Below are 14831 nucleotides of genomic sequence, written 5' to 3'. Positions count from 1 at the left end.
CGGTTTTCGGCTTCGGTGTGGAGAGCCGCAGGCAGCGGCACGCACGCCTCAGGGGAAGGGAACAGCGATGCACTACACCTTGGAAGTCGTCCCGTTGCCCGTCAGCGACATCGACCGGGCCCGGGACTTCTACCGCGACAAGGCCGGGTTCCACGTCGACATCGACCAGGAGGTCATGCCGGGCATGCGGATCGTCCAGCTGACCCCGCCCGGCTCGGGCTGTTCGATCGCTCTGGGCGACAGCATCTGGGACATGACGAAGGGACCGCGCCCGGCGCCCGGGTCGTACCAGGGGCTCCAGCTGTGCGTGGCCGACATCGAGGCCGCCCGCGCGGAGCTGGTCGCGCGCGGCCTGGACGTCTCCGAACCGGTCCGTTACTCCGAAGCGGACGGCGCGACGTTCATGTACTTCACCGACCCGGACGGCAACGGCTGGTCGATCCAGGAGTACCGCCGCCGGGCGAAGGAGCCGCTCCACGAGGTACTGGCCGGCCTTCCCCGGGAGGACTGACCACCCGCGACCGGCGGCGGGAAGGGGACCTCAGTCGCGGCGGTCGGGGCTTGCCCCGACCAGCACCGCGCCGAGCAGGACGTACGCGGCGAGGGCCACGACCGGTATGTGCCCTCCCGGCCGGTCGAGGTCGTCGATGCAGTACCCGGAGCCCACCGCCCAGAGCAACCCGCCGACGGCCACCGGCACGGCGGTGAGGGCGTCCACCGCCACCCGCAGCCCGGCCCACAGCAGAAGGGGCATCAGGACCCAGGAAGCGGCCGTGGTGAGAAGGAATTCGAACGCGCCGGAGCCCACCGTGTCCCCGTCCGTGGCCGCCTCGTCGCGGGACCAGGCATAGCCGGCGGACATGAGGGTGTGGCAGGCCGCGGTGGCGCCGGAGAAGATCAGAGCGCCTTTGACGTGTCGTGCGTAACGGATGGCGGGGTCCTCGCTCTTCGCGGGTCGCGGGCCGATGACGGCTCAGTGAGTGGAAGCCGGGGGCAGGCAACCGGTCTCGGGGTGGTGACCGTTGACTTCGGTCCACACCCGGTCCTCGGTGACGGCTCCGGTGACGCAGGCGGTCTTGCCGACCCAGACGCCGAAAGAGCTGCCTTCGACCGCTTCGTCGCCGGTACCGGGCACGAGACCTGCGACGGTGACGGAAAAGGGGGCCGCATGTCGTGCGAGGGTGGACCGCACTTCCGCGGGACCGATGCCGCCTCGTCGACGCAGCTCGTTCAGGGCTCTCTCCACATCGACGGCTGTCTGCCCGGCCCGGCTCTCGTCCTCCGGGCTCATCTCGCGAGGGTGCCGCGCGCGGGTGTTGTCGGCGTGATTCGGTGGCGTGTCAGGTCCTGGCCCGTTCGGGCCCGCCGTACCGGCGTCGGGCGGGCTGGACGACTGGGTGCCGTTGAGGTTGGAGAAGAGGTCGTCCGCGCTCTTCCCGCAACCGGTCAGAAGGACGAGGGCGGTGACGGCGAGGGCAGCGGGCTTCCGGATGGACACGACCCGATGCTTCCTCCCCAAGGGGCAGGCGGGCATGAGTACCGGTACTCAGATCCGACGGTGGGCGACTCCACGGCGGTCGGTGGCCCCACGGCCCGGGCGGGGCCCGCGGAGGGACGCCGCGGGGCCGACGGTCCACGACCGTCGGCCCCGTGCGTCGTTCGTTGCAGCGGGTACCCGCCGCGACCTGCGCCTACAGCACCGGCAGGTTCTTCCGCAGCTCGAACGCCGTGACCTCCGAGCGGTACTCCTCCCACTCCTGCCGCTTGTTACGCAGGAAGAAGTCGAAGACGTGTTCGCCGAGGGTCTCGGCGACGAGGTCGCTGCGTTCCATCAGGGTGAGGGCCTCGCCCAGGTTCTGGGGGAGCGGCTCGATGCCCATCGCGCGGCGTTCGGCGTCGGAGAGGGCCCAGACGTCGTCCTCGGCGCCCGGCGGGAGCTCGTAGCCCTCCTCGACGCCCTTGAGGCCGGCGGCGAGGAGCATCGCGTAGGCCAGGTAGGGGTTGGCGCCGGAGTCCAGGGAGCGGACCTCGATCCGCGCCGAGCCGGTCTTGCCGGGCTTGTACATCGGGACGCGGACCAGCGCGGAGCGGTTGTTGTGGCCCCAGCAGATGTAGGAGGGGGCCTCGCCGCCCGCGCCGGCGGTGCGCTCGGCGCCGCCCCAGATGCGCTTGTAGGAGTTGACCCACTGGTTGGTGACCGCGGAGATCTCCGCCGCGTGCTTGAGCAGGCCGGCGATGAAGGAGCGGCCGACCTTGGAGAGCTGGTACTCCGCACCGGACTCGTAGAACGCGTTGCGGTCGCCCTCGAACAGCGACAGGTGCGTGTGCATGCCGCTGCCGGGGTGCTCGGAGAACGGCTTGGGCATGAACGTGGCCTGGACGCCCTGCTCCAGCGCCACCTGCTTCATGACCAGGCGGAACGTCATGATGTTGTCGGCGGTGGAGAGCGCGTCGGCGTAGCGCAGGTCGATCTCCTGCTGGCCGGGGGCGCCCTCGTGGTGGGAGAACTCGACGGAGATGCCCATCGACTCCAGCATGGTGATCGCCTGGCGGCGGAAGTCCATGCCGATGTTCTGCGGGGTGTGGTCGAAGTAGCCGGAGTTGTCGGCGGGGGTGGGGCGGCTGCCGTCGAGGGGGCGGTCCTTCAGCAGGAAGAACTCGATCTCGGGGTGGGTGTAGAAGGTGAAGCCCAGGTCGGAGGTGCGGGCGAGGGCGCGCTTGAGGACGTAGCGCGGGTCGGCGAAGGAGGGCGAGCCGTCCGGCATGAGGATGTCGCAGAACATGCGGGCGGTGCCGGGGGCCTCGGCGCGCCAGGGCAGGACCTGGAAGGTGGAGGGATCCGGCTTGGCGATCATGTCGGACTCGTAGACCCGGGCGAAGCCCTCGATGGCGGAACCGTCGAATCCGATGCCCTCGTCGAACGCCTGCTCCAGCTCGGCCGGGGCCACGGCGACCGACTTGAGGAAGCCCAGCACGTCCGTGAACCACAGGCGTACGAACCGGATGTCGCGCTCCTCCAAGGTCCGGAGCACGAACTCCTGCTGCTTGTCCATCTTCCGCTTCCCCATCCTTGCTGGTCAGGCCGCCTGTCCCCCGTCCCACGGGAGGGCGGTCGGGCACCTGAGCATCCCACCACACACGCGTTTCGTACGCGTTGCGGACCTTGATCGCCGCGGCGACCCGGGCCTGAACGCCCCGCGCACGGCGGGCGTACTGCTCTGCCGCCCATCTTGCCTGCTCGGACCGACATCCGTAATGCCCGGCCCCTCGCGTCCCGCCCCGCCCCGCCGATTCCGGAGCGTTGTCGGCTGGTCCGCGGCCTACGGAAACCGCGGCGCGGCCCTTACGATCATCAGCGTTCCACGCACCGCCCCGCCCGGCCCCGCTCTACCCTTCCGCCCCCTGGATCCCCCGAAGGACAGCCCCATGGTTTCCCCCAGCAAGAGCAGCAACGCCGCGCGCAAGGCGCGCATAGAGGAGATGCGGCGCGCCGAGCAGTCCCGGGAGCGCCGCAACCGCGTCCTGATCGTCACGGCGAGCGTCGTGGCGGTCGCCGCGCTCGTCGCCGGGACCGTGGTCCTCGTGCGGTCGCAGTCGGACGACGACGGGACGGCGGCCGCCGACGCCAAGGCGACGGGCGAGTTGGTCACCGGCGCCGACGGCGTGAAGACGTGGAAGGGGAAGCTCGGCCGTACCCACGTCACCAAGAAGGTGAAGTACCCGACCGAGCCTCCCGTGGGCGGCGACCACGACCGGGCGTGGATGAACTGCAACGGCGACGTCTACACCAAGGCGCTGAACGACATGAACGCCGTGCACTCGCTGGAGCACGGCGCGGTCTGGGTGACGTACACCGACAAGGTCCCCAAGGCCGAGGTGGACGCGCTGGCGGCGAAGGTGCGGAAGACGCCGTACACACTGATGAGCCCGGTCCAGGGGCAGGCCGCTCCGATCATGCTGAGCGCGTGGGGGCACCAGCGGACGGTGACGGGGGCGAGCGACCCGAAGCTGGCCGCGTTCTTCGAGAAGTTCGTGCAGGGCGAGCAGACGCCCGAGCCGGGCGCGGCGTGCACGGGCGGTCTGTCGCAGTGAGGTACGCGTCAGTCGCCGTGGCCGTGGCGGGGGTGCTGGTCGCGGCCGGTGCGATCAGCTACTCGGTGGCCGGGGACAACGGCCCCGGCGTCCCGTCGGCCGCCTCGGCGGACGCCGGGTTCGCCCGTGACATGGCGGTGCACCACCAGCAGGCCGTCGAGATGTCGTACGTCGTGCGCGACCGCACGAAGGACGAGGAGATACGGCGGCTCGCCTACGACATCGCCCAGACCCAGGCCAACCAGCGGGGCATGCTGCTGGGCTGGCTGGATCTGTGGGAGCTGCCGAAGGTGTCGTCGGACGGGCCGATGGCGTGGATGGGTATGAAGGGCATGGCCGGCGGCGAGGACGGCGCCCTGATGCCGGGCATGGCCACCGACGCCGAGATGAAGAAGCTCGGCACTCTCGACGGCCGCCGGGCGGAGGTCTACTACCTCCAGCTCATGACGGCCCACCACCGGGGCGGCGTCCACATGGCCGAGACCTGCGTCTCGCGGTGCGAGGTCCCGGTGGAGAAGCGCCTGGCGCAGGGGATGGTCGAGGCGCAGGAGTCGGAGATCCGGTTGATGGCCGACCTCCTCAAGGAGCGCGGAGCGAAGGCCCCCTAGGCGTCCGAATCCCCAGGGGCCTGAGCCCTCAAGGCACGTAAGCCGCAAATCGCCCTGACAGAAGGCGACTTGGGAGCTTCTTGGGCTGGCCAGGGGGGTTCTTGGGGCGTCTATTCCCCTGACATGAACGGTTCATCGGGAGAGTGGCCGACGTCGAGTGATCACTCACGACGAACCACACGCAGGGGGCTCCATGAGATCCAACCGTGCTGTGCCGCGCGCCGGGGCGGCCATGGCGGCGGCACTGCCCGTGCTCGCCGGCGCGCTGGCGTTCGGCGTTCCGGCGGCGCACGCCGCGGGCGGTCCCGCGCGGGACGCGCTGGCCGGGACGAGGCCCGCGTGGGCCACGGCCGAGGCGGACCGGGGTGCGACGCCCGACGGCGCGCGGGTGTCCGCGCGGGTCTATCTGGCGGGACGGGACGCGGCCGGCCTCGCCGCGTACGCCCGGGCGGTGTCCGACCCGGGCTCGCCCTCGTACGGCGAGTACCTGAGCGCACAGCAGGCGCGGGCCCGCTTCGGTGCGACCTCGGCGCAAGTGGCCGCCGTCAAAGCGTGGTTGACGTCGGCCGGGCTCAAGGTCACGTCGGTCACGCCTCGTTACCTCGCCGTCAGCGGTGACGTCGCCGCCGCGGAGAAGGCATTCGGCACCCAGTTGCACGACTACGCCAAGGGGGCCGGGACCTACCGCGCTCCCTCGGCCGCGGCCACCGTGCCGGCGGGCCTGGACGGCGCGGTGCTCACCGTCACCGGCCTGGACAACGCGCCGCACCGGGCGAGCGCCAAGGACCAGCTGCCGCCGCCGGACGCGGTGTTCCGCAACGCCGGGCCGTTCTCCTCCTATTACGGCTCCACCGTCGCCCACACGCTGCCGTCGGCGTACGGCACGAAGATCCCGTACGCCGTGCAGGGTTACACCGGGCGGCAGTTGCGCGCCGCGTACGGGGCGGGCGGCTACACCGGCAAGGGGGTGCGCGTGGCCGTCACCGACGCGTACGCCTCCCCGACCATCGCCCGGGACGCCGCCCTCTACGCGAAGAAGCACGGCGACGCGGCATGGAAGAGCGGGCAGTTGACCCAGGTCCTGCCCGGGAACTACACCCGCACCGAGGAGTGCTCGGCGGCCGGCTGGTACGGCGAGGAGACCCTCGACATCGAGGCGGTGCACGCCCTCGCGCCGGCCGCGCAGGTCACGTACGTGGGCGCCGCCTCCTGCTACGACGACGATCTGCTGGACTCGCTCGGGAAGGTCGTCGACAACCATCTCGCCGACATCGTCTCCAACTCCTGGGGCGATGTGGAGGCCAACCAGACGCCGGACCTCGCCGCCGCCTACGACCAGGTCTTCCAGCTCGGCGCGGTCGAGGGCATCGGGTTCTACTTCTCCTCCGGGGACGACGGTGACGAGGTCGCGAACACCGGGACCAAGCAGGTCGACACCCCGGCGAACTCGGCGTGGGTGACGGCGGTCGGCGGGACCTCGCTGGCGGTCGGCAAGGGTGACCGCTACCTGTGGGAGACCGGCTGGGGCACCCTGAAGGCGACCCTGTCCGCCGACGGCTCCGCCTGGACGGACTTCCCCGGCGCCTTCAACTCGGGCGCGGGCGGCGGCACCAGCAGGACCGTGGCCGCGCCGTACTACCAGCGGGGCGTGGTGCCGAAGGCGCTCGCCACGGCCAACAGCGCGGCCGGCAACCGCGTCGTGCCGGACATCTCGGCGATCGCCGACCCGAACACCGGCTTCCGGGTCGGGCAGACGCAGACCTTCCCGGACGGCTCGCAGCGCTACAGCGAGTACCGGATCGGCGGCACCTCGCTCGCGGCGCCGGTCATCGCAGGCGTGCAGGCGCTGGCGCAGCAGGCGCGGGGCGGGGCGATCGGCTTCGCCAACCCGGCGATCTACGCCCGCTACGGCTCGGCGGCGTACCACGACGTGACCGACCGGCCGACGGGTGCGGCGGGGCTCGCGGTGGCCCGCGTCGACTACGTGAACGGCTATGACGGGGCGGAGGGGTTGACCACGTCCGTGCGCAGTCTCGGCGAGGACAGTTCGCTGTCGGCGGTGCGGGGCTACGACGACGTCACCGGCGTGGGCACGCCGGCGCGGGACTACGTGCCGTCGTTCCGCCGCCGCTGACGGCCCACCGGCCGGCCCCTGCGGGCGGGCCGGAACCGTGAAGGACCCCGGAGCCGGGCTCCGGGGTCCTTTCGCGCGCGGCGGCTGCGCGCCGTGCGGGTGGGTCAGTGGTGCAGGGCTTCCTCGCGCCGGGCCGCGGCGGACTTCGCGACGATGCGCGCCGGGGACGGGGCCGGGGTCCTGCGGCGGTCGACCGTCCAGGCCGTCGCGGCGACCGCGAGGCCGAGGACGGCCAGGGCCGCGCCCGCCACCGCGGGGGCCGTGGCGCCGAGGCCGGCCGCCAGGGCGAGGCCGCCGATCCAGGCGCCGCCGGCGTTGGCGAGGTTGAAGGCCGCCTGGTTGGCGGAGGAGGCGAGGGAGGGGGCCGAGGCGGCCTTGTCCATCACCATCAACTGCAGCGGCGATCCGGTCGCGAACGCGGCCACTCCCAGCAGGACCACGCCCAGTGCCGCGCTCCACTGCGCCGACATCAGCAGCGGGAACAGCGACAGCACGACGACCAGCGAGCCGAGGCCCCCGAACAGGGTGCCGCGCAGATGATGGTCGGCGAGGCGGCCGCCCAGCAGGTTTCCGGCCGTGGCGCCGACGCCGAACAGCGCGAGCAGCAGCGTCACGTCGGACTCGGCGAACCCGGCGGACTCGGTCAGCATCGGGGTGATGTAGCTGTACGCGGAGAACAGCGCGCCGAAGCCGGCGACGGTCGTGCCGAGCGCGAGCCACACCGGCAGCGAGCGCAGGGCGGCGAGTTCGCCGCGCAGTCCGGCGCCGGAGGCGGCGTGCTGGTGGTCGTGCGGGATGAGCAGCGCCAGGGCGGCTATCGCGACCAGGCCGATCGCGCTCACGCCGAGGAACGTGGCCCGCCAGCCGAGGTGCTGGCCCATGAGGGTGGCGACGGGGACGCCCGCGACGTTGGCGACGGTCAGGCCGAGGAACATCAGGGACACGGAGCGCGCCTTGCGCTCGGGCGCGACCATGCCGGTGGCGACGACGGCGCCGACGCCGAAGAACGCGCCGTGCGGGAGTCCGCTGAGCAGCCGGGCCGCCAGCAGCCAGTGGTGGTCGGGGGCGAGCGCCGACAGCGCGTTGCCCACGACGAACAGCCCCATCAGGGACATCAGGACCGTGCGGCGGGACATCCGGGCGGTCGCCGCGGCCAGCAGCGGGGCGCCGACGACGACGCCGAGGGCGTAGGCGGAGACCAGGTGTCCGGCGGTCGGGATCGAGATGTTCAGGTCGTCCGCGACGTCGGGCAGGAGGCCCATCATCACGAACTCGGTGGTGCCGATGCCGAAGGCACCTACGGCCAGGGCGAGCAGCGCCAAGGGCATAGAGGGGCCTGTTCCTTTCCGGGAGGGGGTTGGTTCCATCGTATGTTCAAGTACGGAACAAACCCCGCCCGGCCCGCTATTCCGGCAGTTCAGCCGCTCACGGTGTGGCGACGTTCACACGCGCCGCCACCGGCAGATGGTCGCTGCCGGTCCGCGGCAGCGTCCAGGAGGTGACCGGCTCCACGCCGGTGACCATGATCTGGTCGATGCGCGCCATCGGGAACGACGCCGGCCAGCTGAAGCCGAAGCCGCTGCCGGCCGCGCCCTGCGCCGAACGCATCTGGGAGGTGACGGCGTTCAGCGAACGGTCGTTCATGGTGCCGTTGAGGTCGCCGAGAAGGACCTTCCGGCTGAGCGAGTCGGCGGCGATCGCCTCGCCGAGCGCGTCGGCGCTCCTGTCCCGCTGGCGGGCGGTGAACCCGGCCTGGAGCTTGACGCGTACGGACGGCAGGTGGGCGACGTAGAACCCGACCGGTCCCTCGGGGGTGGTCACGGTGGCCCGCATCGCCCGCACCCAGCCCAGCTTGATGTCGACGTCCGCGACCTGGCTCATCGGGTACTTGCTCCACAGGCCGACCGTGCCCCGCACCGAGTGGTACCGGTAGGTCTCCGCCAGTGCCTTCTCGTAGACCGGGGCCGCCGAGGCGGTCAGCTCCTCCAGGGCCACCACGTCCGCGCCCGAGGCGGCGACGTCGCGGGCGGTGCCGGACGGGTCGGGGTTGTCGGCGTTGACGTTGTGGGTGGCCACGGTGAGGTCGCCGCCGGGGGCCGTCTTGTCGGTGAACAGCCCGCCGAAGAGGTTCGTCCACACGATGGCGGGCACCACCACCGCGATCAGCGCCGTCGCCGACCTGCGCACCAGGGCGAGCACCAGCAGCAGCGGGATGAAGACGCCGAGCCAGGGCAGGAACGTCTCGGTGAGGCTGCCGAGGTTGCCGAAGCGGTTGGGGATGTGGGAGTGCACCACCATCACCGCGGCCAGCAGCAGGGCCAGGGCGGCGACGACGAGGCCGCGCCGCCAGATCCTCGGGTCGCCGCGCCAGCCGTCCGGCATCCGGGCGGCCAGCCGGCCGAACAGGCGCCGGAACCGGGCTCCTCGGCGCTCGGGCCCCGAGCCGCCGTTCTCCGTCTCCGTCATGTACGCCTGCCGCGCCATACCGTCGCCTCACTGCCTGCCGTGCACCGTCCGTCCCCCGGGTACGACCCTAGGGGATGTCCGGCCCTGGTCCTGCCGTCCGTGACGGCCGTACGGCGACGATGACGAAGGGGGCGGTGCGCAGGGTTCCGGTCGTCGGAGCCGGGGACAGGCCTGTGACGAAACGCTCACATCAGGGCGTGGACGGCACCGAACTGACGTCCCGTAGGCCGGCCAGCACGGCGTCGACCATCCGCTCCGCGAGCCCGTCGGCAAGGTCGGCGTCGGGGTGCAGCACGGTCCGCACCAGCATGGGGCCGATGACGATGTCGTACATCAGCTCCAGGTCGAGGTCGGCGCGCAGATCGCCGTTCTCCCGGCCCCGGCGCAGGAGTTCGAGGCCGAGCCTGCGGCGCGGCGCGACGACCGTGTTGTGGTACTCCGCCCACAGGCTGGGGCTGCTCTTCATCTGGGCGAGGACGTTGTGCAGCAGCGCGGAGGACCGGTTGGCCAGTCCGCGCCGGCGCATCGACTCCAGCAGCACGACCAGGTCGTCGCGCAGGGAGGTGCCGGGCAGGGCGAGGTCCTCGGGTTCGACGGCCCGCAGCACGTCGATGAAGAGTTCCGCCTTGCCGCTCCAGCGGCGGTAGATGGTCGCCTTGCCGACGCCGGCGGTGCGGGCGATCCGCTCGATGGACACCTCACCGAGCGGAACCCCCTCCTCCAGCAGTCTCATCGTCCCCTCGATGATGGCCCGTTCCACCGCCTCGCTGCGGGGTCGCCCGCGTGCGGGCTGCTCCACACCGGTGTCGCTTTCGGCGAGGCTCACGTGTGTCCGTCCCTTCGTCGTACCGGGAACACTGGGGAGATTGTCGCTCAGGGGACAGCCCGCCGGCCGGACCTACGACTCGGCCCGCACCAAGTCCTCGTCCTTCTCGGCCGTTCGGGGCGCCTTCGGCTTGCCGGGCAGGAACATCCCGACGACGACGGCGCCCACCACCGCCACGCCGGCCCCCCACAGCGCGGTGACGTGCATCGCGTGCAGGAAGGCGGCGTCGGCGGGGCCGACCAGCGCCTTGCCCTGGTCGCCCAGCCTGGACGCGACGCCGAGGGTCGCCTCGATGGACTCCCCCGCCGTCTCGCGCAGCCCGGGCGGGAGCGCGCCGAGCCGGTCCTCGATGCCGGTGCGGTACGCGGTGGACAGCACGGAGCCGAGGACGGCGATGCCGAGCGCGCCGCCGACCTGGCGGAAGGTGTTGCTGAGCGCGGAGGCGGAGCCGGCCTTCTCGCGGGGCAGGGCCTGCATGATGACGACGCTGGTGGGGGTCATGATGTGGGCCATCCCGGCGCCCATGAGGAAGAAGACGACCTCGAGGATCCAGATCGGGGTGTCCTCGTCGAGCGTGGCGAACGCCACCAGGGTGGCGGCGATGACGAGCATGGCGGTCGTGGTGGTGACCTTGATGCCGAAGCGGTCGACCACCAGCCGGGCCCGCGGCGCGAAGATCATCTGGGCGGCGGCCAGCGGCAGCATCAGCAGACCGGTCTGCAGCGGCGAGTAGCCGCGCACGCTCTGGGTGTAGAAGACGGCGAAGAACGTCACGCCCATCAGCGCGAAGAAGACCAGCGCGATGACGCTGATCGCGGCCGAGAACACCTTGTTCTTGAAGTAGGTGACGTCGATGGAGGGATGGTCGCTGTGCTTCTCGAACAGGACGAACGCGACCAGGACGAGGAGGCCGGCGCCGATCGTCGACAGGACGGTCGGGTCGGAGAAGTCGGCGAGCTCGCCGCCCTTGATGATGCCGTAGACGAGCAGGACCAGGCCGACGACGGACAGGACGACGCCGACGGGGTCGATCCGGCCGGGGTTCGGGTCCCGGGAGTCGGGCACCAGCCACAGCATCAGCGCGATGGCGAGGAGCACGATCGGCACGTTGATCAGGAAGACCGAGCCCCACCAGAAGTGGTCCAGGAGCAGACCGCCGGTGATGGGGCCGATGGCGATCGCGAGACCCACCCCGCCGGCCCACAGGCCGATCGCCTTGGGCTGTTCCTCCCGCTCGAAGACGTTCATCAGGACGGCCAGGGTGGCCGGCATCACGAAGGCGGCGCCGAGCGCCATCACCGCGCGGAAGGCGATGAGCTGGGCGGGCGAGCCCGACTCGGCGGCGAGCGCGGAGCCGATGCCGAACACGGCGAGACCGCCGAGCAGGACCTTCTTGCGGCCCACGCGGTCACCGAGCAGACCGGCGGAGAACAGCAGTCCCGCGAAGACGAGCGTGTAGGAGTTGATCGCCCACTCCAGCTCGCTCTGGGTGGCGCCCAGACCGGTCGGCGCGGGGGTCGAGATGGTCTTGATCGCGACGTTGAGGATCGAGTTGTCGAGGACGACGATCAGCAGGCTCAACATCAGCACGGCGAGGATCGCCCAGCGGCGTCTGTGGACCTCTTCGGGTATGCGGGAGGCTGCCGGCCCGGTGGAAGCGGCGGGAGTAGTCATGCGGTCGAGGCTAGGGGCATTCCGATACGAGACCGTCTCGTATCGGAATTCTCTTACTGAGGTCTTACCCACAGGAGCCGGTCTGGCTCTCCCTGTGCCGAGGTGCCACCATGGGCAGTGGTCCGGGGACGCCGTGAGGGCGCCTCGAGATGACGTTAGGAGCCGTTGCAATGACGCAGCTTTCGGCTGCCCAGACTGCGAAGTCGACTCCCTCCGACGGCAGCACCGCGCTGTACGGGGGCAAGGGCACGCGCCGCATCACCGTTCGCGACATCGCCGCCGCCAAGGAGCGCGGCGAGAAGTGGCCCATGCTGACCGCCTACGACGCGATGACCGCGTCCGTCTTCGACGAGGCCGGCATCCCCGTGATGCTCGTCGGCGACTCGGCGGGCAACTGTCACCTGGGGTACGACACGACCGTCCCCGTCACCCTCGACGAGATGACCATGCTGTCGGCGGCCGTCGTACGGGGCACCCGGCGTGCCCTCATCGTCGGCGACCTGCCGTTCGGGTCCTACCAGGAGGGCCCGGTGCAGGCGCTGCGCTCGGCGACCCGCCTGGTGAAGGAGGCCGGGGTCGGCGCCGTGAAGCTGGAGGGCGGCGAGCGCTCGCACCGGCAGATCGAGCTGCTGGTGGAGTCCGGCATCCCGGTCATGGCCCACATCGGCCTGACCCCGCAGTCGGTGAACGCCATGGGCTACCGCGTCCAGGGGCGCGGCGAGGAGGCGGCCGCGCAGCTGCTGCGGGACGCGAAGGCGGTGCAGGACGCCGGGGCGTTCGCGGTCGTGCTGGAGCTGGTGCCGGCGGAGCTGGCCGCCGAGGTGACGCGCGTGCTGCACATCCCCACGGTCGGCATCGGGGCCGGGGCCGAGACGGACGCGCAGGTCCTCGTCTGGACGGACATGCTGGGCCTGACCGGTGGGCGGATGCCGAAGTTCGTCAAGCAGTACGCGAACCTCCGCGAGGTCATGAGCGGGGCGGCCAGGGCGTTCGCGGACGAGGTCGTCGGCGGGACGTTCCCGACGGAGCAGCACTCGGTCCACTGAGGTCCGCCGGCCGACGGCTGAGTCGTCCCGCCTGAGCTCTGTCGGTCGCCTGTAGGCGGTTTGCAGGCGGTCCGCGGGCGGCGGGCGCGGCTTGTCGGCCGTCTGTCGGTGGGGGGCGGCACTGTCGTTCCCATGACGCGAACCGACAAGAACCCCAGTGCCGCCACGGGGACCGCCGTCACCGTCCGGGGCCTGGTCAAGCACTACGGCGAGACCAAGGCCCTGGACGGGGTGGACCTCGACGTCCGGGAGGGCACCGTGATGGGGGTGCTCGGCCCCAACGGCGCCGGCAAGACCACCCTCGTCCGCATCCTCTCCACCCTCCTCACCCCCGACGCCGGGCAGGCCACCGTCGCCGGCTACGACGTCGTCCACCAGCCCCGCCAGTTGCGCAGGGTCATCGGTCTGACCGGCCAGTACGCCTCGGTCGACGAGAAGCTCCCGGGCTGGGAGAACCTGTACATGATCGGCCGCCTGCTGGACCTGTCCCGCAGGGAGGCCCGCGCCCGCGCCGACGAACTCCTGGAGCGGTTCTCCCTCACCGAGGCCGCCAAGCGCCCCGCGAGCACCTACTCCGGGGGCATGCGCCGCCGCCTGGACCTGGCCGCGTCGATGATCGGCCGCCCCGCGGTGCTGTACCTCGACGAGCCGACCACCGGTCTGGACCCGCGCACCCGCAACGAGGTGTGGGACGAGGTCAAGCGCATGGTCGGCGACGGTGTGACCGTGCTGCTGACCACCCAGTACATGGAGGAGGCCGAGCAGCTCGCCACCGAGCTGACCGTGGTCGACCGGGGCAAGGTCATCGCGGGCGGCGGCATCGAGGAGCTGAAGGCGAAGGTCGGCGGCCGCGCCCTGCGGGTCCGCCCGGCCGATCCGGCGCAACTGCGGCCGCTGGCGGGCTGGATCGACGACCTGGGCGTCACCGGGCTCGCCGGCACGACCGTCGACGCCGAGCGCGGTTCGGTGCTGGTGCCGGTCCTCAGCGACGAGCAACTCACCGCCGTGATCGGCGCGGTCACCGCGCGCGGCATCACGCTCTCCTCCGTCACCACCGAACTCCCCAGCCTGGACGAGGTGTTCCTGTCCCTCACCGGCCACCGCGCCGGCGCCCCGCAGGACACCGTGCCCGCCGACAACCGCGAAGAGGTCGCCGTATGAGCTCCGCCACCCTCACCCAGCCTGCCGCCGACGCGCGGATCACCCTGCGAGGCCATCTGCGCCACACCGGCGCCCTCGTCCGCCGCAACCTGCTGTGGATCCGGCAGGACCCGGAGTCGATGTTCGACGCGCTGGCCATGCCGATCGTCTTCACCCTGCTGTTCGTGTACGTCTTCGGCGGCTCGATCGGGCAGGCCCTGGGCGGCGGTCAGGACGGGTACGTGCAGTACGTGATCCCCGGCATGATCGCGATGATGAGCATGACGTTGTCGCAGGGCGTGGGGACCGGCTTCAGCCAGGACTTCAACTCCGGTGTCATGGACCGGTTCCGGTCGCTGCCGATCGGGCGCGGCTCGGTGCTGTTCGCGAAGATCTCCGTCGAGCTGATGCGGATGCTGTTCGCCACGTCCGTGCTGATGGTCGTCGCGGTGCTGGTCGGCTTCGAGATCCACAGCTGGCCCGGCCTGTTCGCGGCCGTGGGCCTGTCCACGGTGTTCGCCTCGTCGATCATGTGGGTGTTCCTCACCCTGGGCGTGATCCTCAAGAGCGCGCAGTCCGTGCAGGCCATGGGCTTCCTGGTGCTGTTCCCGCTCCAGTTCGGCTCGTCGATCTTCGCGCCGACGCAGTCGATGCCGGGCTGGCTCCAGACCTTCACCGACTACAACCCGCTGTCCACGCTGGCCGACGCGGCCCGGGGGCTGATGGTCGGCGGCCCGGTCGCGCACGACCTGTGGGTGACCCTGGCCTGGTCGGTGCTGATCACCGCGGTGGCGGCTCCCGTCGCCATCCACAAGTTCCGTACGAAGAACTGACCGGGATCCTCC

14 protein-coding genes are annotated in these 14831 nt (G+C 71.4%); 7 read left to right on the top strand and 7 right to left on the bottom strand.

Features of this window, described 5'->3' with window-relative positions; all coding sequences use genetic code 11:
* The first annotated feature begins 67 nt into the window (after positions 1-67).
* Positions 68-511 carry a VOC family protein gene (locus EV567_RS03625; protein ID WP_130437092.1) on the top strand — a complete coding sequence of 148 codons (444 nt, stop codon included), beginning with the start codon at positions 68-70 and terminating at the stop codon, positions 509-511.
* Positions 512-541: 30 nt separating this feature from the next.
* Here EV567_RS03625 and EV567_RS03620 read toward each other — a convergent pair whose 3' ends face one another.
* The 3 genes from EV567_RS03620 to glnA all read right to left on the bottom strand — a co-directional run bounded on the left by EV567_RS03620 (position 542) and on the right by glnA (position 3053).
* On the bottom strand, positions 542-862 hold the full coding sequence (locus tag EV567_RS03620; protein WP_130437091.1) for a hypothetical protein: 321 nt from the start codon (positions 860-862) through the stop codon (positions 542-544).
* A 111-nt stretch (positions 863-973) separates the two neighbouring features.
* A complete protein-coding gene (locus tag EV567_RS03615; RefSeq protein ID WP_130437090.1) occupies positions 974-1498 on the bottom strand; it encodes a hypothetical protein in 525 nt (174 codons plus the stop codon).
* 193 nt (positions 1499-1691) lie between these two features.
* Positions 1692-3053: a type I glutamate--ammonia ligase gene (gene glnA, locus EV567_RS03610; protein WP_130437089.1), complete on the bottom strand. Its 1362-nt coding sequence runs from the start codon at positions 3051-3053 to the stop codon at positions 1692-1694.
* A 373-nt stretch (positions 3054-3426) separates the two neighbouring features.
* Here glnA and EV567_RS03605 point away from each other — a divergent pair, with 373 nt between their 5' ends.
* The 3 genes from EV567_RS03605 to EV567_RS03595 all read left to right on the top strand — a co-directional run bounded on the left by EV567_RS03605 (position 3427) and on the right by EV567_RS03595 (position 6834).
* Positions 3427-4092 (top strand): DUF3105 domain-containing protein, encoded by a 666-nt coding sequence (locus tag EV567_RS03605; RefSeq protein ID WP_130437088.1) that lies wholly within the window; start codon positions 3427-3429, stop codon positions 4090-4092.
* On the top strand, positions 4089-4700 hold the full coding sequence (locus EV567_RS03600; RefSeq protein WP_130437087.1) for a DUF305 domain-containing protein: 612 nt from the start codon (positions 4089-4091) through the stop codon (positions 4698-4700). Before EV567_RS03605 ends, EV567_RS03600 begins: the two co-directional genes overlap by 4 nt.
* Before the next feature lie 193 nt (positions 4701-4893).
* Positions 4894-6834 carry a protease pro-enzyme activation domain-containing protein gene (locus tag EV567_RS03595; protein WP_130437086.1) on the top strand — a complete coding sequence of 647 codons (1941 nt, stop codon included), beginning with the start codon at positions 4894-4896 and terminating at the stop codon, positions 6832-6834.
* Between the two features lie 104 nt (positions 6835-6938).
* Here the strand turns inward: EV567_RS03595 and EV567_RS03590 are convergent, their stop codons facing one another.
* The 4 genes from EV567_RS03590 to EV567_RS03575 form a co-directional block, all read right to left on the bottom strand.
* Positions 6939-8162 (bottom strand): MFS transporter, encoded by a 1224-nt coding sequence (locus EV567_RS03590; protein WP_130437085.1) that lies wholly within the window; start codon positions 8160-8162, stop codon positions 6939-6941.
* A gap of 97 nt (positions 8163-8259) precedes the next feature.
* Positions 8260-9216, bottom strand: a complete 957-nt coding sequence (locus EV567_RS03585) for an endonuclease/exonuclease/phosphatase family protein (RefSeq protein ID WP_407071565.1) — start codon at positions 9214-9216, stop codon at positions 8260-8262.
* Positions 9217-9490: 274 nt separating this feature from the next.
* Positions 9491-10126: a TetR/AcrR family transcriptional regulator gene (locus tag EV567_RS03580; RefSeq protein ID WP_242620661.1), complete on the bottom strand. Its 636-nt coding sequence runs from the start codon at positions 10124-10126 to the stop codon at positions 9491-9493.
* 72 nt (positions 10127-10198) lie between these two features.
* Positions 10199-11800 (bottom strand): MFS transporter, encoded by a 1602-nt coding sequence (locus EV567_RS03575; RefSeq protein ID WP_130437083.1) that lies wholly within the window; start codon positions 11798-11800, stop codon positions 10199-10201.
* 170 nt (positions 11801-11970) lie between these two features.
* Here EV567_RS03575 and panB point away from each other — a divergent pair, with 170 nt between their 5' ends.
* From panB to EV567_RS03560, 3 genes are all read left to right on the top strand, one after another.
* Positions 11971-12846: a 3-methyl-2-oxobutanoate hydroxymethyltransferase gene (gene panB / locus EV567_RS03570; RefSeq protein WP_130437082.1), complete on the top strand. Its 876-nt coding sequence runs from the start codon at positions 11971-11973 to the stop codon at positions 12844-12846.
* 132 nt (positions 12847-12978) lie between these two features.
* A complete protein-coding gene (locus tag EV567_RS03565) occupies positions 12979-14007 on the top strand; it encodes an ATP-binding cassette domain-containing protein (protein ID WP_130437081.1) in 1029 nt (342 codons plus the stop codon).
* Complete coding sequence (locus tag EV567_RS03560; RefSeq protein WP_130437080.1) at positions 14004-14819, top strand: ABC transporter permease; 816 nt, start codon at positions 14004-14006, stop codon at positions 14817-14819. Before EV567_RS03565 ends, EV567_RS03560 begins: the two co-directional genes overlap by 4 nt.
* Positions 14820-14831 lie beyond the last annotated feature (12 nt).

Origin of the sequence: Streptomyces sp. BK239, from assembly GCF_004217285.1 — a bacterium.
Taxonomy (GTDB): Bacteria; Actinomycetota; Actinomycetes; order Streptomycetales; family Streptomycetaceae; genus Streptomyces.
The sequence above is the reverse complement of the archived record's forward strand: the minus strand, read 5'-3'. Positions and strand labels throughout refer to the sequence as shown.